Source organism: Inquilinus ginsengisoli (genome assembly GCF_050434925.1).
GTDB lineage: Bacteria > Pseudomonadota > Alphaproteobacteria > DSM-16000 > Inquilinaceae > Inquilinus > Inquilinus ginsengisoli_B.
On the sequence record NZ_JBNDJK010000001.1, the window covers coordinates 6,213,167 to 6,237,610 of the forward strand.

23 protein-coding genes are annotated in these 24,444 nt (G+C 67.4%); 6 read left to right on the forward strand and 17 right to left on the reverse strand.

Features of this window, described 5'->3' with window-relative positions; translation table 11 throughout:
• Positions 1-51 precede the first annotated feature (51 nt).
• From QFZ27_RS29660 to QFZ27_RS29675, 4 genes are read left to right on the forward strand one after another with little or no spacing between them, the layout of a single operon-like run.
• Positions 52-1,080, forward strand: coding sequence for a cysteine synthase A (locus QFZ27_RS29660; protein ID WP_429230055.1), 1,029 nt, complete (start codon positions 52-54; stop codon positions 1,078-1,080).
• Complete coding sequence (locus QFZ27_RS29665) at positions 1,077-1,802, forward strand: alanyl-tRNA editing protein (RefSeq protein WP_429230056.1); 726 nt, start codon at positions 1,077-1,079, stop codon at positions 1,800-1,802. Before QFZ27_RS29660 ends, QFZ27_RS29665 begins: the two co-directional genes overlap by 4 nt.
• Complete coding sequence (gene sseA, locus QFZ27_RS29670) at positions 1,799-2,662, forward strand: 3-mercaptopyruvate sulfurtransferase (protein ID WP_429230057.1); 864 nt, start codon at positions 1,799-1,801, stop codon at positions 2,660-2,662. Before QFZ27_RS29665 ends, sseA begins: the two co-directional genes overlap by 4 nt.
• Positions 2,659-3,234, forward strand: a complete 576-nt coding sequence (locus QFZ27_RS29675) for a GNAT family N-acetyltransferase (protein ID WP_429230058.1) — start codon at positions 2,659-2,661, stop codon at positions 3,232-3,234. Before sseA ends, QFZ27_RS29675 begins: the two co-directional genes overlap by 4 nt.
• 174 nt (positions 3,235-3,408) lie before the next feature.
• On the opposite strand, the gene QFZ27_RS29680 is transcribed toward QFZ27_RS29675, so the two are convergent.
• The 8 genes from QFZ27_RS29680 to QFZ27_RS29715 form a co-directional block, all read right to left on the reverse strand.
• Positions 3,409-4,581 carry a porin gene (locus QFZ27_RS29680; protein ID WP_429230059.1) on the reverse strand — a complete coding sequence of 391 codons (1,173 nt, stop codon included), beginning with the start codon at positions 4,579-4,581 and terminating at the stop codon, positions 3,409-3,411.
• A 425-nt stretch (positions 4,582-5,006) separates the two neighbouring features.
• Positions 5,007-6,179: a porin gene (locus tag QFZ27_RS29685; protein WP_429230060.1), complete on the reverse strand. Its 1,173-nt coding sequence runs from the start codon at positions 6,177-6,179 to the stop codon at positions 5,007-5,009.
• Between the two features lie 447 nt (positions 6,180-6,626).
• Positions 6,627-7,796, reverse strand: a complete 1,170-nt coding sequence (locus tag QFZ27_RS29690) for a porin (RefSeq protein WP_429230061.1) — start codon at positions 7,794-7,796, stop codon at positions 6,627-6,629.
• Between the two features lie 522 nt (positions 7,797-8,318).
• Positions 8,319-9,089, reverse strand: coding sequence for an amino acid ABC transporter ATP-binding protein (locus QFZ27_RS29695; protein ID WP_429230062.1), 771 nt, complete (start codon positions 9,087-9,089; stop codon positions 8,319-8,321).
• Between the two features lie 13 nt (positions 9,090-9,102).
• Positions 9,103-10,284, reverse strand: coding sequence for an amino acid ABC transporter permease (locus QFZ27_RS29700; RefSeq protein WP_429230063.1), 1,182 nt, complete (start codon positions 10,282-10,284; stop codon positions 9,103-9,105).
• Between the two features lie 2 nt (positions 10,285-10,286).
• Positions 10,287-11,477: an amino acid ABC transporter permease gene (locus QFZ27_RS29705; protein ID WP_429230064.1), complete on the reverse strand. Its 1,191-nt coding sequence runs from the start codon at positions 11,475-11,477 to the stop codon at positions 10,287-10,289.
• 109 nt (positions 11,478-11,586) lie between these two features.
• The gene (locus tag QFZ27_RS29710; RefSeq protein WP_429230065.1) at positions 11,587-12,615 is read right to left on the reverse strand and encodes an amino acid ABC transporter substrate-binding protein; all 1,029 of its coding nucleotides are present in this window, start codon (positions 12,613-12,615) and stop codon (positions 11,587-11,589) included.
• A 339-nt stretch (positions 12,616-12,954) separates the two neighbouring features.
• Complete coding sequence (locus QFZ27_RS29715) at positions 12,955-13,896, reverse strand: nucleoside hydrolase (protein WP_429230066.1); 942 nt, start codon at positions 13,894-13,896, stop codon at positions 12,955-12,957.
• Positions 13,897-14,029: 133 nt separating this feature from the next.
• On the opposite strand from QFZ27_RS29715, the gene QFZ27_RS29720 reads away from it, so the two are divergent.
• The gene (locus QFZ27_RS29720; RefSeq protein WP_380307568.1) at positions 14,030-14,227 is read left to right on the forward strand and encodes a hypothetical protein; all 198 of its coding nucleotides are present in this window, start codon (positions 14,030-14,032) and stop codon (positions 14,225-14,227) included.
• A 27-nt stretch (positions 14,228-14,254) separates the two neighbouring features.
• On the opposite strand, the gene QFZ27_RS29725 is transcribed toward QFZ27_RS29720, so the two are convergent.
• The 7 genes from QFZ27_RS29725 to QFZ27_RS29755 form a co-directional block, all read right to left on the reverse strand.
• The gene (locus tag QFZ27_RS29725) at positions 14,255-14,569 is read right to left on the reverse strand and encodes a type II toxin-antitoxin system RelE/ParE family toxin (protein ID WP_429230067.1); all 315 of its coding nucleotides are present in this window, start codon (positions 14,567-14,569) and stop codon (positions 14,255-14,257) included.
• Positions 14,566-14,838 (reverse strand): ribbon-helix-helix domain-containing protein, encoded by a 273-nt coding sequence (locus tag QFZ27_RS29730; RefSeq protein ID WP_429230068.1) that lies wholly within the window; start codon positions 14,836-14,838, stop codon positions 14,566-14,568. Before QFZ27_RS29730 ends, QFZ27_RS29725 begins: the two co-directional genes overlap by 4 nt.
• 105 nt (positions 14,839-14,943) lie before the next feature.
• Positions 14,944-15,912 (reverse strand): M28 family peptidase, encoded by a 969-nt coding sequence (locus QFZ27_RS29735; protein ID WP_429230069.1) that lies wholly within the window; start codon positions 15,910-15,912, stop codon positions 14,944-14,946.
• A 61-nt stretch (positions 15,913-15,973) separates the two neighbouring features.
• Complete coding sequence (locus QFZ27_RS29740; RefSeq protein WP_429230070.1) at positions 15,974-17,056, reverse strand: ABC transporter ATP-binding protein; 1,083 nt, start codon at positions 17,054-17,056, stop codon at positions 15,974-15,976.
• 65 nt (positions 17,057-17,121) lie between these two features.
• On the reverse strand, positions 17,122-18,582 hold the full coding sequence (locus QFZ27_RS29745; RefSeq protein ID WP_429230071.1) for an extracellular solute-binding protein: 1,461 nt from the start codon (positions 18,580-18,582) through the stop codon (positions 17,122-17,124).
• Between the two features lie 23 nt (positions 18,583-18,605).
• Positions 18,606-19,640 (reverse strand): carbohydrate ABC transporter permease, encoded by a 1,035-nt coding sequence (locus QFZ27_RS29750; protein ID WP_429230072.1) that lies wholly within the window; start codon positions 19,638-19,640, stop codon positions 18,606-18,608.
• Entirely contained in the window at positions 19,637-20,506 is an 870-nt protein-coding gene (locus QFZ27_RS29755) for a carbohydrate ABC transporter permease (protein ID WP_429230073.1), read from the reverse strand. Before QFZ27_RS29755 ends, QFZ27_RS29750 begins: the two co-directional genes overlap by 4 nt.
• Before the next feature lie 109 nt (positions 20,507-20,615).
• Between QFZ27_RS29755 and QFZ27_RS29760 the strand changes: the two genes are divergently transcribed.
• Positions 20,616-21,329 carry an HAD family hydrolase gene (locus QFZ27_RS29760; protein WP_429230074.1) on the forward strand — a complete coding sequence of 238 codons (714 nt, stop codon included), beginning with the start codon at positions 20,616-20,618 and terminating at the stop codon, positions 21,327-21,329.
• Positions 21,330-21,336: 7 nt separating this feature from the next.
• Here the strand turns inward: QFZ27_RS29760 and rnk are convergent, their stop codons facing one another.
• Positions 21,337-21,753 (reverse strand): nucleoside diphosphate kinase regulator, encoded by a 417-nt coding sequence (gene rnk, locus QFZ27_RS29765; RefSeq protein WP_429230075.1) that lies wholly within the window; start codon positions 21,751-21,753, stop codon positions 21,337-21,339.
• A 365-nt stretch (positions 21,754-22,118) separates the two neighbouring features.
• Positions 22,119-24,236, reverse strand: a complete 2,118-nt coding sequence (locus QFZ27_RS29770; RefSeq protein ID WP_429230076.1) for a calcium-binding protein — start codon at positions 24,234-24,236, stop codon at positions 22,119-22,121.
• Positions 24,237-24,444: the final 208 nt, after the last annotated feature.

Below are 24,444 nucleotides of genomic sequence, written 5' to 3' on the forward strand. Positions count from 1 at the left end.
GCGCCCTCTAAGGTCTCTGGGGACTTCCCGAGCCGAGAATTGGGACCGAGCATGAGCGACACGCCTTCCCGCCAGATCGTCGACGGCTTCGTCGGCGCGATCGGCAACACGCCGCTGATCCGCCTCGCCCGCCTGTCGGAGGAGACGGGCTGCGAGATCCTGGGCAAGGCGGAGTTCCTCAACCCCGGCGGCTCGGTCAAGGACCGGGCGGCGCTGGCGATCATCCGCGACGCCGAGGCGCGCGGCACGCTGAAGCCGGGCGGCACCATCGTCGAGGGCACGGCCGGCAACACCGGCATCGGCCTGGCGCTGGTCGGCCGGGCGCTGGGCTACCGCAGCGTCATCGTGCTGCCGCGGACCCAGAGCCAGGAGAAGAAGGACGCGATCCGCCTGGCCGGCGCCCGGCTGGTCGAGGTCGATGCCGTTCCCTACAAGGATCCGAACAACTACGTCCGCTACTCCGAGCGCCTGGCAGCGGAGCTGGCGCAGACCGAGCCGAACGGCGCGATCTGGGCCAACCAGTTCGACAATGTCGCCAACCGCGAGGGCCATTACCGCACCACCGGGCCGGAGATCTGGCAGCAGACCGGCGGCACCGTCGACGGCTTCACCTGCGCCGTCGGCACCGGCGGCACCCTGGCCGGCGTCGCCCTGGCGCTGAAGGAGCGCGACCCGAAGGTCCAGATCGCCCTGACCGACCCTCTGGGGGCGGCGCTGTACAACTGGTACGAGCATGGCGAGCTGAAGGCCGAGGGCAGCTCGATCACCGAGGGCATCGGCCAGGGCCGGGTGACCAAGAATCTCGAAGGCATGCCGCTCGACTGGGCGCAGCAGGCCACCGACGAGGAAGCACTTCGGATCCTGTTCGGCCTGGCCCGGGAGGAAGGGCTGCTGCTGGGCGGGTCGACCGGCATCAACCTGGCCGGCGCGGTGAAGATGGCGCGGCGGATGGGGCCGGGCCACACCATCGTCACCATCCTGGCCGACCACGGCAGCCGCTATCAGTCCAAGCTCTACAATGCGGACTTCCTGCGCGAGAAGGGATTGCCGGAACCCGACTGGCTGGAGACCAGCGCATGACCGAATTGCTGTTCCGCGACGACGCCTATGCCCGCGAGACGACGGCCACCGTGGTCGCCGCGGCGCCTGAGGGCATCGTCCTGGACCGGACCGTGTTCTATGCCACCGCCGGCGGCCAGCCGGGCGACAGCGGCGCGATCCGCTGGGCCGGCGGCGAGGCGGCGGTGTCCGACACCCGCAAGGGCGCGACCCCGGACGAGGTCCGTCATGTCGCGGCCGAGGGCGCCGCCCTGCCCGCCCCCGGCACGCCGGTCGAGCTGGCGCTGGATTGGGAGCGCCGCTACCGCCATATGCGGATGCACACCGCGCTGCACCTGCTGTGCGTCGCCGTGCCAGGCGATGTCACCGGCGGCCAGATCGGTGCCGAGCGCAGCCGGCTCGACTTCAACCTGCCGGGCGACGCGCTGGACGCCGCGGCGATCACCGCCCGGCTGAACGAGCTGGTGGCCGCCGCCCTGCCGATCGGGACCGAGTGGATCACGGACGAGGAGATGGCGGCGCGGCCGGAGCTGGTGCGGACCATGTCGGTGAAGCCGCCGAGCGGCCTCGGCCGGGTCCGGCTGGTGCGGATCGGCGACGCCGCCGCCCCGGTCGACCTGCAGCCCTGCGGCGGCACCCATGTCCGCAACACAGCGGAGATCGGCGCCCTCGCGATCGCCAAGATCGAGAACAAGGGCAAGCAGAACCGCCGGGTCGTCATCACCTTCGCAGGCGAAGCATGAACACCATCGTCTCCACCGCCTGGCTGGCCGACCATCTCGACGATCCGGATGTCCGCATCGTCGACGCCAGCTACCACCTGCCGGGCACCAACCGCGACGCCGCGGCGGAGTTCGCCGAGGCCCATATCCCGGGCGCGGTGTTGTTCGATGTCGACGACATCGCGGCGCCGGAGAGCAAGGCACCGGGCGGGCTGCCGCACATGCTGCCGCCGCCCGGGCTGTTCGCCGATCGGATGGCGGCGCTGGGCATCGGCAATGACAGTTTCGTCGTCTGCTACGATGTGCACGGGCTGATGAGCGCGGCCCGCGCCTGGTGGATGCTGCGCGCCTTCGGCCATGACGGCGTGGCGGTGCTGGATGGCGGGCTGCCGGCCTGGAAGGCCGAGGGCCGACCGCTGGAGACCAGCGTGCCGAAGGCTCCCGCCCCGGCGCGCTTCACCCCGCATCCGCGGCCGGCGCTGGTGCGCAGCAAGGCGGAGGTGCTGGCTGGCCGGGTCGGCACGGTGATCGACGCCCGGGCACGCGAGCGCTTCGAGGGCACGGCGCCGGAGCCGCGGCCCGGCCTGCGCGGCGGCCATATCCCGGGCGCGCTGAACCTGCCCTTCGGCGAGCTGCTGGACCCGGCGACCAAGACCCTGCTGCCGCCGGAAGACATCGCCGCGCGCTTCGCCGCCGCCGGCCTGCCGGAGAGCGGCCCGGTGACAGCGAGCTGCGGCAGCGGCATCACCGCCTGCGTCCTGGCGCTGGGCCTGCACCGGATCGGGCGGGAGGATGCGGCGGTCTATGACGGATCCTGGTCCGAATGGGGCATGCCGGGGGACACGCCGGTCGAGACCGGACCGGCGCGGAGGCGGTCGTGAACGCCGTGCCGGAGCTGGCGGTCACCGTCACCCAGCTGGAGATGACGGCCAAGCCGCTGCGCAATCCGCCGCCCCCGCCCCTGGCCCGGCACCTGCTGATGCGGGCCGAGCCGGCGACCGTGTCCTTCTATCGCTATCTCTACGACACGGTCGGCGCCAACTGGCTGTGGACCGACCGGCGGGAATGGGGCGACGACCGGTTGGCCGAGCGGCTGAACGACGAGCGCACCGGCGTCTATGTGCTGTATCTCGACGGCACGCCCGCCGGTTTCGGCGAGCTGTTCCAGGCCGAAGGCGACACCACCGACCTGGCCTATTTCGGGCTGATCCCGGAATTCATCGGCCGCCGGCTGGGACCGTTCCTGCTGTGGTCGCTGATCGACTTGGCCTGGGCGCGGCCGATCCGGCGGATGACGGTCGACACCTGCACCCTCGACCATCCGAAGGCGCTGGCCCACTACCAGCGCGCCGGCTTCGTGCCCTATGCGCAGCGGACGGTGCGCAAGCCCGACCCGCGCGTTACAGGGCTGTTGCCGCGGACGGCTGCGCCGCACATTCCGCTCGCGACCTGACGCCGGGGCACAGGACGTTATACCAGGGGCCCGAAACATTGACCCGTCATGGCGAGCCCCAAAGGGGCGTGGCCATCCAGGGCCGCTCGCACCCGGCCTCCTGGATGGCCACGTCGCTTCGCTCCTCGCCAAGACGGAGAGGGATCGAACAGCCGATCTCAAAGGCCACTGGTATCAGAACCCGAGAATGACGCCGGTGATCAGATTGGCGTTCTCGAAATCCTGGCCCGCGCGGAAGTTCTGCTTCTCGTAGATCACCTCGGCATAGGTGTTGAGGCCGGGAGCCAACGTGTAGGTGACGTTGGCGCCGGCGATATGGTTGTCCTGGAGGTCGGTGCCGCTGGTGTATTGCGAGTCCAGGCCGTTGCCCTTGTCGGACCAAGTATAGGCGTAGGACAGCGACGCCAGGAACGGCCCCATCTGATAGCTGATGTCGCCGATGACGGTGTCGACCGGTTTGTCGGCAACGGCGATGCTCTCATTGTGAACCCAGTTCACGCTGGCATGAAAGTCCTGGTACCCGACCTGGCCGCCGAGAGTGTAGACCTCGAGATCATTGCCGTGCGGGTTGGCACCGGAGGCCGAGGTTTGGGTGCCATGGCCATAGGCCGCGGTGGCCGCGCCCCGAACCGACCAGTCGCCGAATGTCTGCTTGTAGTTGACGCCGCCGGTGACGACGTTCTCGTAATAGGTCTCGTCGTCGTCGAACAGGTCGTTGCGGCCGCCATTGCCGGCGTGGTCCGCGCCGCCGACCACCGGCGTGAAGTCGACGGCGAAGCTGAAGCCGTTGAACATCGGCGAGGTGTATTTGATCCGGGTGTCCTGATTGGTCAGCCCGGCGAGATAGGTGGCGTTGATCGAATAGAAGTTGCCGCCGCCCAGCGGGAAGTCGCCGTCCAGCAGCTCGCCGAAATCCATGGCGCCGGCGCCCATGTCGCCGACCAGGTCGTCATGGACATAGACATAGCCGATATCGTCGGCGACCGTCGGCGCGTCGCCGAAGGTCAGAGTGCCGAAGGCGCCCTTGAGATAGGTGTAGATGCGCGTGACGTTGACGTCGTCGCGGCGGTTGACCGAATCGAAGCGGATGCGGCCGCCGTATTCCAGGCCGGAATCGGTGACGTTCTTGACGTCGAAGATCACCCGCGCGTTGGACTGGAAGTCGTAGTCGCGGTCGAGGCTGCTGTGCTGGCTGTCGCTGAGCACCAGGGTCGACTGGAAGCCGATGAAGCCGCTGATCTTCAGTTGAAGACCCGAGGTGACATTCGTGTCGGCCGCCACAGCCGGCATCGCGCCGGCCAGCCCCATGGCGGCCAGCGCCGCCCCACCGAGAAGAACCTGCTTCACTTCCCCTCCTCCCGCCCCACCGTCACGACTGCCTGTATCCGGATCGCGTTCATTGCCGGAGCCAGGCCCGCCGGGGGCCGTGAGAAACTGCACCGAGACATATAGAGACGAAGTCCCCCGCGGCGAGTTCCGCTCCGTCACGCAAGTTCGGGCGTGGAAACTCAACCGGGAGACATCCAGACGGTAAGCTTGCCGTAAGCTTCGGGCAATATCTATATACATTCGTGAATGTATGTAAATAAAGCATAAATGAGAAAATCCCGATCGACCCCTGCCGAAAAAAAAGGAGGATGCGCGGCCTGCAGAGCCGCGCATCCTCCGTCGACCGGACATGACTTTTCAGCCTTCGAGGGGACGAGACAGAGACCGTCAGGAGTGGTCCGTCACGCCCGGTCTTCCCGAGCCGTCACCAGGTGACGGTGTTCTTAGAACGCCAGCAGCACGCCGGTCATGAGATTGGCGGTCTCCCAATCCTGGCCGGCGCGATAGTTCTGGATCTCGTAGATCACCTGGCCATAGGTGTTGAGGCCCGGCGCCAGCGTGTAGGTGAAGTTCGCGCCGGCGATGTGGTTGTCCTGGAGGTCGGTGCCGCTGGAGTATTGCGAGTCCAGGCCGTTGCCCTTGTCCGCCCAGGTATAGGCATAGGACAGCGACGCCAGATACGGACCCCACTGGTAGCTGAGATCGGCGACGATCGAGTCGACCGGCTTCTCGGCGACAGCGATGCTCTCATTATGAGTCCAGTTCACGCTGGCGGCGATGCCGCCCGACTGGACCATGCCGCCGAGGGTGTAGACCTCGAGGTCGTTGCCGTTCGGGTTGGCGCCCGCCCCGGAGGTCAGGACGCCGTTGCCGTAGGCCGCGGTGGCGGCCAGCCGGACCCAGACGGAATCGAACGTCTGCTCGTAGTTGACGCCGCCGGTGACGACGTTCTCGTAATAGGTGTCGTCGTCGTCGAACAGGTCGTTGCGGCCGCCATTGCCGGCATGATTCGCGCCGCCGACCACCGGCGTGAAATCAAAGGCGAAGCTGAAGCCGCTGAAGGTCGGCGAGGTGTACTTGATGCGGGTATCGGCGTTGCTCAGCCCCGCCAGATAGGTCGCATTGAGCGAGTAGAGATCGCCGCCGCCCAGCGGGAAGTCGCCGTCCAGCAGGTCGCCGAAATTCATGCCGCCGGCGCCGATTTCGCTGGCCAGGGCGTCATGGGCATAAACGTAGCCGATATCGTCCGCCACCGTCGGCGCATTGCCGAAGGTCACCGTGCCGAAGCCGCCCTTCAGATAGACATAGGTGCGGTCGACATTGACGTCGTCGCGGCGGTTGACCGATTCGAACCGGATGCGGCCGCCGTATTCCAAGCCCGAATCGGTGACGTTCTTGACGTCGAAGATCAACCGAGCATTGGACTGGAAGTCATAGTCGCGGGCGAATTCGTCGTTCTGAGTATCGCCCAGATTCAACGTGGCCTGGAAGCCGACGAAGCCGCTGATCTTGAGTTGCAGGCCGGACGTCACATTCGCGTCGGCCGCCGATGCCGGCGCGGCGCCGGCCAGTCCCATGGCGGCCAGCGCCGCCCCACCGAGAAGAACCTTCTTCACTTCCCCTCCTCCACTCGGCCCGTCTCGACGGCCGCACCGGTGTGCTGACCACATCGGCTGCCGGAGAAAGGCGGCCGTCGGCGCCGAGGCTTGGCTTTGCTTCAGGACATCGAGAGTGCATCCCGCGGAAGCGTCGGGGCCGCCTGGGGCCTGGAGGCCGCCGGGCATCGACCCGTCCGCGTGGTTACAAAATCGTAAGCTGCGAGGTGGAGTGAAGCAACAGGAATATACATACATGAACGTATGTTACGGAAGGATTGCGTCTCGGCCGACTGGCCGTCCTGAAAAGGCAATAAAAAAGGATGCGCGGCCTGCAGAGCCGCGCATCCTCCTTCGACCGGACGTGACGTTTCAGCCTTCGAGGGGACGAGACAGAGACCGTTAGGAGTGGTCCGTCACGTCCGGTCTTCTCGAGCCAACCTTTCGGTCCGGGCTCGTCCGGGGTTGTTAGAACCCGAGGACGATACCGGTGCCGAGGCTGGCGGACTCCCACTCGGCGCCCTGACGGAAGTTCTGCTTCTCGTACAGCACCTCAGCATAGGTGTTGAGGCCCGGGGCCAGGGTGTAGGTCAGGTTGACACCGGCCATGTGGTTGTCCTTGAGGTCTTCGCCGCTGCCGTAGGACGAGTTCAGGCCGTTGCCCTTGTCGGCCCAGGTGTAGGCGTAGGACGCCGACGCCAGGAACGGACCGAACTGGTAGCTGAGGTCGCCGATGATAGTGTCGACCGGCTTGTCGGCCCTCGCGGTCTGCTCGTTGTGCGTCCAGTTCACGCTGGCGGTGATGCCGCCGGAACCGACCTGGCCGCCGAGGGTGTAGACCTCGAGGTCGTGGCCGCCCGGGTTGGCTCCGGACCCGGAGGTCAGGACGCCGTTGCCGGTGATGGCCGACGCGGCGACGCGGACCGACACGGAGTCGAAGGTCTGCTCGTAGTTGACGCCGGCGCTGACGACGTTCTCATAGACGGTCTCGTCGTCGTTGAACAGGTCGTTGCGGCCGCCGTTGCCGGCGTGGTCCGGACCACCGATCACCGGGGTGAAGTCGACGCCGAAGCTGAAGCCGTCGAAGGTCGGCGAGGTGTACTTGATGCGGGTGTCGGCATTGCTCACGCCGGCGAGGTAGGTCGCGTCGATCGAGAAGAAGTCGCCGCCGCCGAGGAAGAAGTTGCCGTCGAGCAGGTCGCCGAAGCCGGCGCCCAGGCCCATGTCGCCGTTCAGCTCGTCATGCGCATAGACGTATCCGAAGTCGTCGGCCGTCGTCGGCGCGTTACCGAAGGTCACCTGACCGAAGGCGCCCTTCAAATACACGTAAGTACGGTCGACCTGGACGTCTTCCCGGCGGTTGACCGAGTTGAAGCGGATGCGGCCGCCGTACTCCAGGCCCGAATCGGTGACGTTCTTGACGTCGAAGATCATCCGGGCGTTGGTCTGGAAGTCATAGTCGCGGGCGAACTCGTCGTTCTGGCTGTCGCCCAGAGACAGGGTCGCCTGGGACCCGACGAAGCCGCTGATCTTCAGTTGAAGACCGGACGTCACATTGGCGTCTTCCGCCGATGCCGGCATCGCGCCGATCAGGGCGGCGGCGACCAGCGCCGTGCCACCCAGCAATACCTTCTTCATTCTTCCCTCCTATGCCCCACACCGATGCAGGGCGGTTCGCTCAAGACGCCTCTCGGCCCGCCTGCTTGCCTGCCCCGTCTTGGCTGCCCATCGGGGCTTGCAGGCAGAACCCGACGCTGCCGGTCGGGCGATGGCGGCCGTGTCGAAAGCGAGTCCCCCGAAACGGCGCCGATCTGTGTCTTGGAAGGCACAGTCCGTTCGACCCTGATGGCCGGCTGGAACGATGCCCCGAGACTTCGGCGACCATAGTCCCAGCCTCGCGGAGGCGGCAATCGCATTATACATCCTAGAATGTATGTAAGATAAAATCGCAACGAACTGTGGCCGAGCAGCCACACTTGGCCGTCGGAGCCGTCAGGATGGTCAGGGAGAAGCGGGTCGGGCGATGCCCTGGCTCAGCGAAAGCCATCGGGCTGCAGCAGCGGAGTGGCGGGCTCCGGGCATGAAAAAGGCCGGCGGAGCAGCGCCTCGCCGGCCTCGGGACGGATGGACCGGGGCGCCGCCGCGGCGGCGCCCTGCCCGTCAATGCGCCAGGATCTGGCTCAGGAACAGCTTGGTGCGCTCCGACTTCGGGTTCTTGAAGAACTCCTCGGGCTCGTTCTGCTCCACGATCTGGCCGCGATCCATGAAGATCACCCGGTTCGCCACGGTACGGGCGAAGCCCATCTCATGGGTGACGCAGATCATGGTGATGCCTTCGCGCGCCAGCTCGATCATGACATCGAGGACTTCCTTGATCATCTCGGGGTCGAGCGCCGAGGTCGGCTCGTCGAACAGCAGGATCTTCGGCTTCATGCACAGCGAGCGGGCGATCGCCACGCGCTGCTGCTGGCCGCCGGAGAGCTGGCCCGGGTACTTCTGCGCCTGCTCGGGGATCTTGACCCGCTTGAGGAAGTACATCGCCGTCTCCTCGGCCTCCTTCTTCGGGGTCTTGCGAACCCAGATCGGGGCGAGGGTCAGGTTCTCCAGCACCGTCAGATGCGGGAACAGGTTGAACTGCTGGAACACCATGCCGACCTCGCGGCGGATGGCGTCGATGTTCTTGACGTCGTTGGTCAGCTCGATGCCGTCGACGACGATCGAGCCCTTCTGGTGCTCCTCCAGCCGGTTCAGGCAGCGGATCAGGGTCGACTTGCCGGAGCCCGAGGGCCCGCAGATCACCACCTTCTCGCCCTTCTCGACGGCGAAGTTGATGTCCCTGAGGACATGGAACTCGCCATACCATTTGTTGACCCCGGACATCTGGATCAGGATTTCCGGCGCGGCGGCAGTCGCTTGTGGATTTACAGCCATTTTCATCTCTCCGTCAGCGGCGGCGCGTGCCCCGGCTCAGATAGGTTTCCAGACGCTGCGAGTATCGCGACATCGCGAAGCAGAAGACGAAGAACAGCAGCGCCACGAACAGATAGGCTTCCTTGTAGAATGGTCCCCAGATCGGATCGGACAGGCCGAGGCGGGCGGCGCCGAGCAGGTCGAACAGGCCGACCATGATCACCAGCGTGGTGTCCATGAAGGCGCCGATGAAGGTGTTGACCAGCGCCGGGATCGAGATCCGGAGCGCCTGCGGCAGGATGATCATCCGCTGCTTCTGCCCATAGCTGAGGCCGAGGCTGTCGGCCGCCTCGAACTGGCCCTTGGGGATCGCCTGCAGGCCGCCGCGGATCACTTCAGCGAGATAGGCGGCGGTGAACAGGATGATCGCCACCTGGGCCCGCAGCAGGTAGTTGAAGTTCCAGCCCTCGGGCAGGAACAACGGGAACATCACCGACGCCATGAACAGCACGGTGATCAGCGGCACGCCGCGCACCAGCTCGATATAGGACACGCACAGGGTCCGGATCGCCGGCATATGCGACCGGCGGCCCAGCGCCAGCAGGACGGAGAGCGGGAAGGCCAGCGCCATGCCGATCATCGACAGGCCCAGCGTCAGCGGCAGCCCGCCCCAGTTCCGGGTCTCGACCAGCGTCAGGCCGGGAATCGGGATATCGAGGAAGCCGAGCGGCACGGCGCCGTACATCAGGCTGATGGCGGCGATGATCACCACCACCCAGGCGACGATCAGGCGCTTGCCCCAGAAGCGGCGCATGGTGCTGGCGATGGCGAGGCCGATCAGCATCGCCATGGCGATGATCGGCCGCCATTCCTCGCCATAGGGGTACAGGCCGAAGAAGATCAGCCGGTACTTTTCCTCGACGAAGGCCCAGCAGGCGCCGGTCGCGGCCCGGCAGGCGGCCACCACGTCGGCTGGCGACTCGTCCGGCGTCGACGGGCCCCAGACCGGATCGATCAGGGCCCATTGAACGAAGGGGGGGACCAGCCGGATCGCCAGATAGGCGATCAGCAGCGTCAGGATGGCGTTGAACCAGGAGTTGAACAGGTTCTGCCGGACCCAGGCGATCGGACCGGTGGTCGAACCCGGCGGCGGTGCCGCCGGGATCTCCTGGGTGGCGACGAAAGGCTCGGTCAAGGCTCGGGTGGTGCTGGCCATGATCAACGCTCCCGCAGCGCCATCTGGCGGTTGTAGATGTTCATGCCGATCGAGATCGACAGGCTGATGAACAGATACACCGCCATGAAAATCGAGATCGCCTCGACCACCTGGCCGGTCTGGTTGCCGATGGTGTTGCCGATCGACACCAGGTCCGGATAGCCGATCACTACCGCCAGCGAGCTGTTCTTGGTGATGTTGAGGTACTGGCTGGTCAGCGGCGGGATGATGGTGCGCAGCGCCTGCGGCAGCACGATGCGGCGCAGCGTGACGCCGGAATGCAGGCCGAGGGCGCGGGCCGCCTCGGTCTGGCCGTGCGACACGGCCAGGATGCCGCCGCGCACGATCTCGGCGATGAAGCCGGCGGTGTAGACGGTCAGGCCGATCACCATCGCCGCGAATTCCGGCGTCAGCGTCCAGCCGCCCTGGAAGTTAAAGCCCTTCAGCTCCGGAATCTCGAAGGCCGCGGGCGCGCCGCCAACAAGCCAGACCACCAGCGGCAGGCCGATGAACAGGCCGAGCCCGACCCAGAAGCTGTGGAACGGCTGGCCGGTGGCAGCCTGACGCCGTCGGGCCCAACGGGCGATCCCCCAGCCGATGGCCAGTGCCACCAGCGCCGCGATCAGCATCCACAGGAAGATCGGGTTGCTCTCGACCGAGGGGACCTGGATGCCGCGATTGCTGATGAAGACGCCGGGCACCGGATTCGCCGCCTGGCGCGGCGGCGGGGCGCTGACCCGGATCAGACCGGCCCAGAGCAGCAGCTGCACGGTCAGCGGGATGTTGCGGACGATGTCGACATAGGCTGCGGCCAGCTTGGCCAGAAGCCAGTTCGAGGACAGCTTGCTGACGCCGACGACCAGCCCCAGCAGGGTCGCGAGGATGATGCCGAGGACCGAGACCTGCAGCGTGTTCACCAGCCCGACCAGGAAGGCTCGGGCATAAGGGTCGCTGGGCGAATAGGAGATCGGCGTCTCGGAAATGGCGAAGCCGGCTTCGCGCGTCAGGAACCCGTAGCCCGTCTGGATGCCGCGGACCTCGCGGTTGTGGATCAGGTTGGAGACCAGGAACCAGCCGATGCCGACGACCACCAGCAAAAGCACAACCTGGTAGAAAATCGCCCGGAGTCTGGGGTCGTTGATAGCGGATCCACGGCGCACGGCAGTTCCTGCCGCGGCAACGTCCATGGTCATTGCGTCACACCTCGCTCAAACCGCCCTGTCGCTTCTTCTTGGCCCGAGGATCCCAGGCCCCGAAAACAACGCCGCCGACCCGTTGCGGGGTCGGCGGCATCATCACTGGTTACCGGATCGGGGGCGCGTATTGCAGGCCGCCCTGGGTCCACAGCGCGTTCAAGCCGCGCTTGAGGCCCAGCGGCGTCTTCTCGCCGACGTTGCGCTCGAACATCTCGCCGTAATTGCCGACCAGCTTGATGGCGTTGTAGGCCCAGGTCTCCGGCAGGCCGAGCGCCTCGCCCATGCCCGGGGTCTTGCCCAGCAAGCGCTGGATCGTCGGGTCCGGAGAATCGGCGAAGCTGTCGATGTTCGCGCTGGTGACGCCGCTCTCCTCGGCCTGGACCTGGGCGAAGAACACCCAGCGGGTGATGTCGGCCCACTGGTCGTCGCCCTGCCGCACGGCGATCGCCAGCGGCTCCTTGGAAATGATCTCGGGCAGGATGAGGTAGTCGTCCGGCTTCGGCGCCTTGGCGGCGCGGGTGCCGGCCAGGCCCGAGGCGTCGGTGGTGTAGGCGTCGCAGCGGCCGGAGAAGAAGGCGGCCTCGACATCCTCCAGCTTCTCGATCACGACCGGCTTGAAGTCCAGCTTGTTGGCGCGGAACCAGTCGGTCAGGTTCAGCTCGGTGGTGGTGCCGGGCTGGACGCAGATGGTGGCGCCGTTCAGCTCCTTCGCGCTCGACACGCCGAGCGACTTGTTCACCATGAAGCCCTGGCCATCATAGAAATTGGTGGCGGTGAAGGTCAGGCCGAGCGAGGTGTCGCGCGACAGCGAATAGGTGGTGTTGCGGGCCAGCACGTCGATCTCGCCCGACTGCAGCGCGGTGAAGCGCACCTGGGCGTTCAGCGGGGTGAACTTGACCTTCTCGGGGTCGCCGAACACCGCCGCGGCCAGGGCGCGGCAGGTGTCGACGTCGATGCCGGCCCACTTGCCCTGGCTGTCCGCCAGCGCGAAACCGGCCAGGCTGGTGTTGACGCCGCATTGAATGAAACCGCGCTGCTTGACGGCATCAAACGTCGCGCCGGCCTGGGCTGAAGCGGTGAAGCCCGCCACGGCGACGACCGCAGCCCCCGCCGCGAGCAGAGTACGAACCTTCATGAAACCTCCCCTTTTTGCTCCGGCCTTCGCCGGAGCGAAACCGCAAGATCGTCCCGGCAGCACGCTGCCGGGGGAGGGTCATTTAATGGAACATCATGGATAAATGCACGGGTTTTTTGGTTTGCCGCTGCCAGCGAACCACTGGGATATGGTATTTCAATCAAACGCCGCCCGAACCGCGTGCTTTCCGAATAATCATCCGACCAATCCACGCGCAGGGGTTGATCGTTCTTTCGGCATCAGGCGCGCCACCTTGCCCGACGGCCGGATCACCGACAGGCTGCGACCGGATGTATCGTGACAATCGGCAAGAATAGCCGGCGGGTCGACTTCCCGCCGTCAGCGCAGCAGCCCGTCGAGGAAGCCGCCGACCACGCGATCGCGGTCGATCCGGGTCGCCACCCGCACGGCGGGCCGCACGGCCGCGCCCTGCTCCTCGGGCACGCCCCGGCGATCGGCCAGGGTCATGCCGCGAGTCAGGTCGCCGCTGAGCTCGACCCGGACTGGCCAGTCATCATAGTCGGCGAGGCCGGGGTCGAGCAGCAGCATCGCCGCCGCCGGGTCGTGCAGGGCGCAGCCGCGGATGCCGTAGCGGGTGTGATAGAAGCCGACATAATGCTGCAGGATCGACCAGGCGAAGCGCCCGCGCGGTCGGGAATCGGCCTCGATCCGCGCCAGCTCGGCCGCGCCCAGCCAGGCGGTCATGGTGACGTCGAGCCCGACCAAAGTGACCGGCCAGGATGCGGCGAACACCGCCTCGGCCGCCTCCGGGTCGTGGAAGATGTTGGCCTCGGCCGCGGCGGTGATGTTGCCCGGCACCGTCACCGCGCCGCCCATCACCACCACACGGTCGACCAGCCGCGGCAGGTCCGGCTCGAGATGCAGCGCCAGCGCCAGGTTGGTCAGCGGCCCGGTGGCCAGGAGGCTGAACGCTCCCGGCTCGGCCCGCGCCAGCCGGACCAGCTGCTCGGCCGCGGTCTCGGCCGCGAAGGGCCGCAGCGGCGCCTTCGGCCCGTAGCCGCCGAGGCCGTCATCGCCATGGACATGGCCACTGATGCTGACCGGCTGGGCCAGCGGCGACTCGGCCCCGACGGCAACCGGGACATGGCCGAGCCCGACCACGTCGAAGACGTGCTGGGCGTTGACGGCAGCGGTCTCGGCATGGGCGTTGCCGTGCACGCTGCCCAGCGCCGCGATCTCCACCCCCGGCCGGTCGGCCAGCCACAGGATGGCCAGCGCATCGTCGATGCCGACGTCGCAGTCGAGGATGATCTTCGGCATCGGCGGGGTTCCTTGTCGGTCGCGAATCCCCCTGACCATAGCGCGGGCCGCGGAGCGCCGCGACGGGCTGGATGCCGGGCGCGGTCCGTGCCACTCTCCCCCGCCCCTGCCCTGCCTGACCCCGCTGGAGACGATGCCGACCCCACAAGCCCATCCCTGGCTCGAACCCCTCTGGGTCCGGCTGCTGATCGTCGTCTTCCTGATCGCCGCCCTGGCGGCGGAGTTCCTGTGGCTGGGCGACCGGCTGTGGCTGTTCCTGTGGGGTGCCGCGCTGGTCTACGCGATCTGGGATTTTTTCTTGCGCGGGGTCTACGGCAAGCCGAAGGCGTGACGGCACAGCTCGCGAAAGATCAGACGATCAATCGTCGGTCGCGCCAAGCAAGGCCCGTTCGTAGTCGCGGCCCCCGTAGAAAACGCGGGCAATGACCACCTCATCGCCGGAGATCTGGAACACGATCACGGCCCGGCGCTCGAATCCCATCACCCGAAGGCCCGGGCGGATTTCGTCCCGACGGGTGCCGCGCTCCGGAAAGGTTCCGAGCGACAGGCAGGCCGCCTCGATCCGATCGATATAGCCACCCGCGGCAGCGCGGCCCGATGCGGCGGCGATATGGCGATGCAGATCGAACAGGTCCGCTTCGGCCCGCGGCCTGAACCGGACCTGGTACTTCACTCCGTATCCGCCTTGGCCTGCTCGGCGTGATAGGCCCTCAGCCGGCGGAAGACGTCGCGGGCCGGTACGCTCGGGGCCGGATCGGCGAAGGCCTCATCGACCTTCTCCTTCAGCCAATCGCCGATCGCCTGTTCCTCGCGATCCAGCGCCCGAACCGCGGCCCGCAGGACCTCGCTGGTCGAGGCATAGGCCCCTGACCTTACGCGGGCTTCGACATGTTCCTGCAGGTCACCCAGGGTAACGGTGACGGGGCGGCTTGTGCGGGCCATCAGCAAGCTCCGGCAAGAGTGACGAGTATGATATTGTCATACACCGAATTTCCTGCAAGCGCGGCGGTCCTGTGGAGCGCCGCCCCTATCCACTGACCAACAGCTTCAGGCGCCGCCCCGGGTCGGAAACTCGTCCAACCTCTCATCCAGGACCGCCACGGCTCGGGTGATCATCTCGACCGTGCGGACATAGAACACCGGGTTGATCCGCTCGAAATCGTCGGTCGGGCGATGGTAATCGGCGTGCTCCTCGCCCCCGAACATGACGAAGGGGATGCCCGCCTTGTGGAACGGGGCGTGGTCGGACCGCAGGGTCCAGTCCTCTTCCTTCGGCTCCGGCGAGTCGTGGCCGAACATCATCTTCGGTGCCCCCGCCCTGCCGGAGAGCGGCTCGAGCCAGGGCCGCAGGAAGGGATAGTGCCAGGTCCCGAGGATGCTGACCTCGTTGCGGCTGCTGCGGCTGATCATGTCCATGTTGATCTCGACCCCCATGGCCGAGAGCGGGACCGGCGGGGTACGGACGAAGCCCTCGCTGCCCTGCATGCCCAGTTCCTCGCCGGAGAAGGCGGCGAAGATGACCGGATGCCGGGTCGGGTGCTTGCCGAGATATCCGGCCAGCGCGAGCAGCGCTGCGGTGCCCGAGGCGTTGTCGTCCGCGCCGTTGTAGATGCGGCCGCCGCGGGTGCCGAGATGGTCGTAATGCGCCGTGACGACGAGGTAGCGCTGCTCCTGGCCGGTGCCCGGCAGGTAGCCGACGAGGTTGGTGCCGCTGACCTCCACTCCCCGCCGGTTGCGGCCGGAATAGGCCTGGTCATAGGAGGCGCCGAAGGGCCGGATCCCGACCTGTCGGAAGCGCTCGGCCAGATAGGCGTGGGCCTTCTCGATCCCGGGCGTGCCGGTGCCGCGCCCCTCCATCTCGTCGGCCGAAAGCAGCCGTACATCCTGCAGCAGAGCGGCTGAATCGATGATGGCGGAGGGTGGCGGTGGTGCGGGTGGCGCCGGGGGCGCCGCTGGCGTCGGGACACAGGCGGCCAGGGTCAGCAGGAGCAGAAGCCCCCAACGCACAGCATTCATTCATTCCCCCTTATGACTAGACTATACGACCAGACTATATGACTGACCTTTTATGACCGGACTACGATCCCACAGCCCGGCCGTTTTCCGTCTCGAAGAGGTGCAGCCGCTCGGGATCCAGGCTGATCGTCGTCGGCTCGTCCGGCCGGGCCGGGTAGTGGGCGTCGACCTGGGCGGTGAACCTGGCCCCCGCGACCTCGCCCAGGATCAGGGTGTGGGCGCCGAGCGGCTCGATCACGCGCGGCAGGATCGGCAGCGACACCGGCCCGGCGGCGCCGCCGGCGACATGCTCCGGCCGCAGGCCGATGGTGACGGCCAGGCCGTCGCGCCCGGCCAGCGCCGCGCGCCTGGCCGCGGGCACCGGCAGCACCGTGCCGTCCGCCAGGCGCAAGCCGCCGTCGCCGACCAGGGTCGCGGGCAAAAAATTCATGCTCGGCGCGCCGATGAAGGCGGCGACGAACAGGTTGGCCGGATGCTCATAGAGGGTCAGCGGCTCGGCCGCCTGCTCGATCCGGCCCTGGTTCATCACCACCACCCGGTCGGCCATGGTCATGGCCTCGACCTGATCGTGGGTGACATAGACGATGGTGGTCTGCAGCCGCCGGTGCAGCGCCTTGATCTCGGCCCGCATCTCGATCCGCAGCTTGGCGTCGAGGTTGGACAGCGGCTCGTCGAACAGGAACACGTCCGGGTCACGCACGATGGCGCGGCCGATGGCGACGCGCTGGCGCTGGCCGCCGGACAGCTGCTTCGGCCGGCGGTCGAGATAGGGATCGAGGCCGAGGATGCGCGCGGCGTTGGCGATCTTGGCCTCGATCTCGGCCTTCGGCTCGCCGCGCACCTTCATGCCGTAGCCGATGTTCTCGCGCACCGTCATGTGCGGATAGAGGGCATAGTTCTGGAACACCATGGCGCAGTTTCGCAGGCCCGGGCGCAGCTGGGTGACGTCGCGGTCGCCGATCCGGATGGTGCCGGCGCTCGCCGCCTCCAGCCCGGCGATCATGCGCAGGGTCGTGGTCTTGCCGCAGCCCGAGGGGCCGACCAGCACGACGAATTCGCGGTCCGCGACCTCGAGGTCGAGCGACGGGATGACGGGCACGTCGCCAAAGGCCTTGGTGACGGCTTCGAGTCTGACGCGGGCCATAATGTCCTTGGGTCTCGAGCTTCGGCGCGCCGCCCCGCCACAGCGCGCGGCGGGGCGGGTCCGATCTACTTCTTCAGCGGCGGCAGGCCCATCGAGGCGCGATAGGCGGCGAGCTGGGTGTCGCGGCCGAACTCGTCGGTCAGCTTGTTCCACTCCTGGGCGATCGTATCGAGCGCCTGCTGCGGCGTTACTTCGCCCGCCAGCGCCTCGGACAGCTCGATCTCCAGCACTTCGGTGTAGGAGAAGTAGCCGGGGATGCGCATGTCGAGGGCCACGTTCTTGGCCTCAAGGCTGCCGCGCTGCGCCGCCAGATACTCGTCCGCCTCCTCCTTGGTCATCTTGGCCAGCCAGCGGTCGGGCGCGAAATGGCTCAGCCGGTACGGGTTGACGCCGGAACCGCCGGTCACCGTGGCGATGCCGCTGTTCTCCGGGTTCGACACCCATTCGATGTAGTTCCAGGCCGCCTCGACATTCTTGCCCGCCGCCGGCACCGCCGCCTGCCAGCCGCCGAAGGCCATGAAGGGCGAGAACACCGGCTGGTCGGACTTGTCCCAGGCCTTGGTCTTGTGGTTCCAGATCTCGGTCGAGCCCGGGGTCAGGGCCGAGCCGACATGGCCGGCTACCTTGCTCTGCGTCTTGTCGGCGGCGATCACGCCGGTATCGCCCCAGTCGAAGTTCATCGCCACCTGGCCGCCGGAGAAGGCGGTGCGGATGTCGCCGGAGGAGAAGTTCAGCGCCCCCGGCGGCGAGAACTTCACCGACTTGATGTAGTCCTCAAGCGCCTTGGCCCAGCCGGGATTGTTGACCTGGGCGTCCATCGTCTCCGGGTCGAAGAACATGCTGCCCGGGTTCTGCGGGTCGTTGGTGTAGCTGGCCGCGTGGGTGAAGAAGAACCAGAACTGCTGGCCGCCGCGCCGGAACGCCTCCGCCGTACCCCACAGCTTCTGGTCGGGCCGGGTGAAGAACTCGGCGATGTCGTAATATTCCTTCCAGGTCTTCGGCGCGGCCAGGTCGTAGCCGTACTTGGCCTTGAACGCGTCCTTCTCCTTCGGGTCGTCGAACAGATCCTGGCGGTAGGACAGGGTGTGGAGGTCGCCGTCGATGGTCTGCGACAGGTGCTTGCCGTCCCACACCATCAGCCGGTCGCGATAGACCGGGGCGATGTCCTCCCAGTCCTTGCCCTGGCGCACCGACTCCGGCATCTCCGACAGATAGGGGGAGAAGTCCGGCATCCAGGCCGGGGCGAAGGTGATGACGTCGAAGGTCGATTCGCCGGCGGTCATCGCCGTCAGGTATTTCGGGTACAGCTCGCCGAACGGGAACTCGACGACATTGACCTTGCCGCAGGTCTTCTGCTCCCAGGTCTTGGCCGCCATCTGCAGCGCCAGGGCGATGAACGGCCCGGTCTGCGAGCCCGCGGTCAGAGTCACGCCGGAATAGTCCGGGTCGCAGGCCGCGGCGGCGGGGCCGTGGAGCGCCGCGGTCAGCGCCAGGGCACCGGCGGCGGCGAGAAGCATGGTCTTCATTGTTGTTCCTCCCTGTGTTGCGATCATCGGATGCTGCCCAGCAGCAGGCCTGATCGCATCAGCCTGGCCAGGAGAATCGCCATCACCATCATCGGCCCGATCGAGATCATGGCGGCGACCGAGATCGCCCACCATTCGTCGCCGCGATAGGAGTTCTGCCCCGACAGCATGATCGGCAGGGTCTGCCAGCTTCCCGCGGTCAGCAGCAGCGAGAACAGGAACTCGTTCCAGACGAAGCTGAGCGTGATCATCGCCGTGGCGATCAGCCCGGGCCGCGCCATCGGCAGCACGATCTCGAGGAAGATGCGGAAGCGCGGCACGTCGTCGACCAGCGCCGCCTCCTCGATCTCGACCGGCAGCGCCTGGAAGAAGTCGCGCATCAGCCAGACCACGATCGGCAGCGAGAAGGCGGTGTAGCACAGCGTCATGCCCCAGAAGCTGTCGAGCAGGGGGAAACCGGCCTTGCCGATTTCGGAATACAGCAGGTAGAGCGCGAAGGCGGTGACGATCGGCGGGAACATGCGCTGGCTGACGAACCAGAACACGACGTCGTCATTGCCCAGCACCGGGCCCGGCAGGCGCAGCGCGTTGAGCACGATCGACACCGCCAGCGCCGCCACCAGCGCGCCGCCCAGCGCCGGCACCCGCTTCAGCCCAAGCACGTTCTGCAGCAGCAGGAAGCCGCCGATCGCGACCACGGCGAAGGCGACGCCGGCCAGCAGCCGGACCTGGAACGGGAAGCGCACCAGCGCATAGGCGGCCATCGACCCCAGGGCCACCGACAGCACCGTCGCCGACAGCCCGATCAGGGTCGAGTTGACGAAGGGCGTGATGAAGTTGCCGCGCACGCCGGACAAGGCGTCGATCCAGGCCTGCAGCGTCGGCTCGAAATCGATCCAGGGCAGGTAGGTCGGGCCGCCGCTGACCGCGGTCGGCGGCTTGAACGAGGTGATCAGCGTCCAGTAGATCGGGAACATCGTCACCACGAACCAGCCCAGGCAGAGCAGGAAGATCAGGCCGCGCTTCGTGCCCCCGCGCTGGAGATCGCCCCGGCTCATCGCTGCTTCTCCAGATGCGGCTTCAGGATGGCGAGATAGATCGTGCCGAAGACGACGATCACGATCAGGAACAGGAAGCTCAGCGCCGATGTGTAGCCCAGGTTGAACTTCTTGAATCCCTCCTGGTAGGCGAACAGGGTCAGGGTCTCGGTCGACACGCCGGGGCCGCCGCCGGTCAGGACGAAGACCGTGTCGATGATCTTGAAGCCCTCGATGATGCGGATGAAGACCACCGCGGCCGAGATCGGCAGCAGCATCGGGAAGGTGATGCCCCAGAACTGCTGCCAGGCGCTGGCATTCTCCAGCTGCGCCGCCTCGTAGACGTCCTGCGGCAGGCTCTGCAGCCCGGCCAGCATCATCAGGATGATGAAGGGCGTCCACTGCCAGACCTCGACCGCGATGATGGTGCCCAGCGCCCAGGTGGCATTGGTCAGGAACGGCAGGTTCGCCAGGCCGAACTGCGTGAACAGGTCGTTGACCGGCCCGACCGTCGAATGGAACAGCATGCGCCCGACCAGCGACACCGCGATCGGCGCCATCAGCATCGGCAGCAGGAAGCCGACGCGGAACAGACGCTCGCCCGGAACTTTGCTATGCAGCGCCAGCGCGATGGCGAAGCCGAGCACGTACTGCACCGAGACCGAGATGAAGACGACGGTCGCGGTCGTCCGCACGGTGGCCCAGAAGCGCGGATTGGCGAGCAGCGAGGCGTAGTTGTCGAGCCCGACGAAGCGCGTAGGCATGGGCGGCACCAGCCGCATGCTCTGGAAGCTGATCGTCAGCGAGTAGATGAGAGGGAAGATGCCGACCAGCAGCACGACCAGGAAAGCCGGCCAGATGAAGGCGTGCTTGATCGGCTCCCGCAAGTTCCCCCCTTGCCGGCGCTGATTGTCGCGCCGCTTCGTTGACTTGTCGTACGTTATGGTGACTCGCCCCGCCGGCGCAACCGGCGGAACGGAATGGAGTAAGGATGTGATGGACGCCGTCGACCCCGTGCGGACTGCCGCGCCCGCCCCTACGGCCGGCGGCATCTCGGCGGTGATCTTCGATTGCGACGGGGTGCTGGTCGACAGCGAGTTCATCGCCTGCCGGGCGGTGGCGCAGTTGATCGCGCATTACGAGCCGCAGGCGCCGGTCGAGGAGCTGGTGGAGCAGCTGGTCGGCACGCCGGACCTGCACATCATCCGTCAGGTGGCGGCGCGCTTCGGCACGGTGTTCCCGGAGGATATCGGCCCGCGCATGGCGCGGGTGATCGACGATGCGCTGGCGCTCAGCCTCGACGCCATCCCCGGCGTGCAACCGGCGCTGGTCGGGCTAGGGCTGCCGATGGCCGTGGCCTCGAACAGCCATCTGGGCCGGGTCCGCCGCTCGCTCGAGATCGCCGGCCTGACCCAGCTGTTCGGCGGGCATGTTTACACGCCCGAAGCGGTGGCCCGGCCGAAGCCGGCGCCCGACCTGTATCTGCACGCCGCCACCCAGTTGGGAGTCGACCCCGCCCGCTGCTTGGTGATCGAGGACAGCGTCCCCGGCACCACGGCCGGCGTCGCTGCCGGCATGACCGTGATCGGCTTCCTCGGCGGCCGCCACATCCGCGACGGCCATGCCGACCGGCTGCGCGCCGCCGGTGCCCGGCTGATCTGCCCGCACATGGACGACCTGGCCGGGCTGGTGACGGGGCTGCGGGGCTAGCCTGCGGTCAGGCGGCGGCCGGGCGCACGGCCGGCTCGACCCGGACCACGGTCAGGTTGCGCGGCTTGCCGGAGGGGGTGATCCAGGTGATGGTCTGGCCCTTGCGCAGGCCGATCAGCGCCACGCCGACCGGGGTCAGAACCGACAGCCGGCCGGCCTGGATGTCGGCCTCCTCCGGATACACCAGCGTCACGGTGTGCTCCTCGCCGCTGGCGGCGTCGCGATAGGTGACGGTCGAGTGCATCTGGACCACGCCCTTGGCCGCGGCCGTCTCGATGATCTGGGCCCGGTCGAGCTCGTCCGCCAGGAAATCGGCGACCGCGGGGAAGGCGTCCGCCGCGGCGTCGGCCAGCGCCGCGAGGCGATCGTAATCGCCGGCGGTGACATGGATCTCCGGACGCTTGGGCAGGCTGCTGCGGGACATGCCGACTTTCCTTTCTTCTGATCGGCCGCTCCGGGGTCGTTCCCGGAGGGTTCGGGTGCGGCCCGGCGCAACGGGGCGACCGGGACGGGAATTCTGGTGAGGCTGGGAGAACGGGTCGCACGAGGCGACGGAGACGAGAACGGACGACGGGGCGGCCCGACCTGGGGGGCATCGCCCCCGCGGTCAGCAGCCCCGGGCGTGAAGCGGCGTTCGATGCGCCGCCAACGGCTTCGTCCACGGTGTTCTCATAAGAACTGAGATAAGCGTCCGGGCCGCGGAAATCAACTGGGGCGCGGATCCGCAGCGCCCATGAAAAAGGCCGCGCGGCAGGCAACGCCGCGCGGCCGCTGCGACCGGAAGGTCGGTCAGAGCACGAAGTCGCCCGCCACCAGGGGACCGTGCATCCGGACGAAGACCTCGAAATCCGCCCGGCCGTCGCCATTGGTGTCGCCGGCCAGGACGCTGCCGGAGAAGCGCAGCTCGCCCGCGACGTTGTGGAAGGCCTGGTCGCCGATATAGCTGAAGGCCTGGTTGCCGAAGACCTGGGTGTTTGCGTCGATCGCCGCCAGGTCGATCTTGTCGCCCTCGACATGGATGAAGTCGGTGATGAAGTCCCGGCCGGCGCCCGCGGTCGACTCCGACGCGGCGGCGAAGCGGAAGATGTCGGCGCCGCCGCCCCCGGTCATGGCGTCGGTGCCGGCGCCGCCGATCAGGATATCGTCGCCGATCCCGCCCTTGAGGGTGTCGCCGGCGGCGCCGCCCTTCAGCAGGTCGTCGCCGGTGCCGCCGGAAAGCTCGTCCTTGCCAGCCCCGCCGTCGAGCTGGTCATCGCCGAGCCAGCCGTCGATGGTGTCCACGCCGGAGGTGCCGACCCGGATGTCGTTGATGTCGCGGATCGCGCCATGCAGATCGGTGAACACCTGCGCCGACGTCTCCGCCACCTCCTCGAGTGTCCCGGCCAGCGAGATCAGGGCATCGAGCTGCGGCACGGCGATGCCGATGTCCTGGAACTCGGCGATCACCTCCTTCAGGTCCTGGACCACGTCGGAGATGTTCATCACCGTCATGTCGAGCACGGCCTGCAGGCCGTCGCGGCCGTTGACGCCGCCGACCAGGCTCTCCAGCGCGGCGCCGAGCACGCCGTCCTCGCCGAACACCTGGGCGAGCGCCGCCTCGGGCACCAGGCCATGCAGCAGGCCGTTGTCGCCGGCCAGCAGGTCGGCCACGGTGCCGGCGATGGCGAGCGGGCCGGCAACCTTGATCACCTCGCCCCCGGCCACCAGCACGCCGACATCCAGCAGCGTGTTGAACACGTCCCCGATCAGCCCGTCGCCAAGCGCGTCGCGCAGGCCCAACTGGTCGCCGCCGAGGATGCCGAACTCGCCGAACAGGTTGCCGATCAGACCGCCATCGCCTTGCAGCAGGCCGCCGCTCAGCGCCCCGCCGAGCACGTCGGTCAGGAGAGTGTCGAGCAGGCCGACGGCGCCGCCGACCGCGCTGTCGAGCAGCCCGGAGACGCCGCCGCTGTCGACGATGTTGGCGATCAGCACATCCTGCGGCAGGCTGCCGAGGGCGCCGAGCAGGAGGTCGGTGAGGCCGTTGCCGTCCGGGCCCAGCACGTCGCCGAGCAGGCCGCCGAGGATGCCTTCAGTCAGCAGGCTGTCGAGCAGGTCCAGCCCCGGCAACTGGTCGAAGATGCCGCCGATGATTTCGCCGATGTCGCTGCCGACGCCGAGATTCGCCAGTACGCCGCCGATCAGGCCGTCCGGAGCGAGCAGGTTGCCGATGATGCCGGTGACGGTCAGGTCGTCGAACAGCCCGCCGACATCGCCCAGCAATCCGCCGATCAGGCTGGTGACGAGCCCATTGTCGCCCACCAGGCCATCGGCCAGGCCGCCGACCGTGTCGACCAGGCCGCCGATCAGCCCGTCGGGGGCGAGCAGCGCGCCGATCAGGTCGCCGCCGCTGCCCAGAATCTCGACCAGCTGGGTCAGCAGCCCATCCTCGCCGAGCAGACCACCGAGCAGACCGTCGGGGCTGAGCAGGCCGCCGTCGCCGAACAGCCCGTCGAGCAGGTCGCCGACCGGCACGCCGCCGATCGCCCCGCCCAGCAGACCGCCGAGATTGCCGAGCAGGCCGGACACCACACCGCCGATCAGCTCGGGGGTCAGCAGCTCGCCGAGCAGGCCGCCGGCATCGCCGAGCTCGCCCAGGAGATTGCCGAGCAGGCCGTTGAGACCGCCGCCGAGCAGGCCGCCGAGCAGCCCGCCCAGGAGACCGTCGAGCAGCCCGCCGACGCCTCCGAGAACACCGCCCAGCAGACCGCCGACGCCGTCGACCACGCCGCCCAGCAGGCCGCCATCGCCGAGCAGGCCATCCAGCAGCCCTGCCACCAGACCGTCCTCGCCGAGCAGGCCGCCCAGCAGCCCTCCCAGCAAGCCGTCTTCATCCAGAAGTCCATCCACGGAACTCGTCGAAGCCATCGTCTTCTCCTCCAGGGAATGGGTAGTCCCAGACGGCACCGTTCTTCTGTCGGTTTCGAGCCTCTGCTGCGAGCTTAGCATGTACTTCGGAGAAAAATAAGAATTTATGCAGGAAAATAGGATTCATGACTCATCAATTACTGCAATACTTCTCAGATATTTCTATTTTATTTTGCATAAAATGGTAGTCGGCCGGCGACATTCGAGA

Coding starts and splice junctions, on each gene's coding strand:
- QFZ27_RS29660 (WP_429230055.1), top strand. CDS start 52: ATGAGCGACACGCCTTCCCGCCAGATCGTCGACGGCTTCGTCGGCGCG.
- QFZ27_RS29665 (WP_429230056.1), top strand. CDS start 1,077: ATGACCGAATTGCTGTTCCGCGACGACGCCTATGCCCGCGAGACGACG.
- sseA (WP_429230057.1), top strand. CDS start 1,799: ATGAACACCATCGTCTCCACCGCCTGGCTGGCCGACCATCTCGACGAT.
- QFZ27_RS29690 (WP_429230061.1), bottom strand. CDS start 7,796: ATGAAGAAGGTATTGCTGGGTGGCACGGCGCTGGTCGCCGCCGCCCTG.
- QFZ27_RS29695 (WP_429230062.1), bottom strand. CDS start 9,089: ATGGCTGTAAATCCACAAGCGACTGCCGCCGCGCCGGAAATCCTGATC.
- QFZ27_RS29700 (WP_429230063.1), bottom strand. CDS start 10,284: ATGGCCAGCACCACCCGAGCCTTGACCGAGCCTTTCGTCGCCACCCAG.
- QFZ27_RS29705 (WP_429230064.1), bottom strand. CDS start 11,477: ATGACCATGGACGTTGCCGCGGCAGGAACTGCCGTGCGCCGTGGATCC.
- QFZ27_RS29710 (WP_429230065.1), bottom strand. CDS start 12,615: ATGAAGGTTCGTACTCTGCTCGCGGCGGGGGCTGCGGTCGTCGCCGTG.
- QFZ27_RS29715 (WP_429230066.1), bottom strand. CDS start 13,896: ATGCCGAAGATCATCCTCGACTGCGACGTCGGCATCGACGATGCGCTG.
- QFZ27_RS29720 (WP_380307568.1), top strand. CDS start 14,030: ATGCCGACCCCACAAGCCCATCCCTGGCTCGAACCCCTCTGGGTCCGG.
- QFZ27_RS29730 (WP_429230068.1), bottom strand. CDS start 14,838: ATGGCCCGCACAAGCCGCCCCGTCACCGTTACCCTGGGTGACCTGCAG.
- QFZ27_RS29735 (WP_429230069.1), bottom strand. CDS start 15,912: ATGAATGCTGTGCGTTGGGGGCTTCTGCTCCTGCTGACCCTGGCCGCC.
- QFZ27_RS29740 (WP_429230070.1), bottom strand. CDS start 17,056: ATGGCCCGCGTCAGACTCGAAGCCGTCACCAAGGCCTTTGGCGACGTG.
- QFZ27_RS29745 (WP_429230071.1), bottom strand. CDS start 18,582: ATGAAGACCATGCTTCTCGCCGCCGCCGGTGCCCTGGCGCTGACCGCG.
- QFZ27_RS29750 (WP_429230072.1), bottom strand. CDS start 19,640: ATGAGCCGGGGCGATCTCCAGCGCGGGGGCACGAAGCGCGGCCTGATC.
- QFZ27_RS29760 (WP_429230074.1), top strand. CDS start 20,616: ATGGACGCCGTCGACCCCGTGCGGACTGCCGCGCCCGCCCCTACGGCC.
- rnk (WP_429230075.1), bottom strand. CDS start 21,753: ATGTCCCGCAGCAGCCTGCCCAAGCGTCCGGAGATCCATGTCACCGCC.
- QFZ27_RS29770 (WP_429230076.1), bottom strand. CDS start 24,236: ATGGCTTCGACGAGTTCCGTGGATGGACTTCTGGATGAAGACGGCTTG.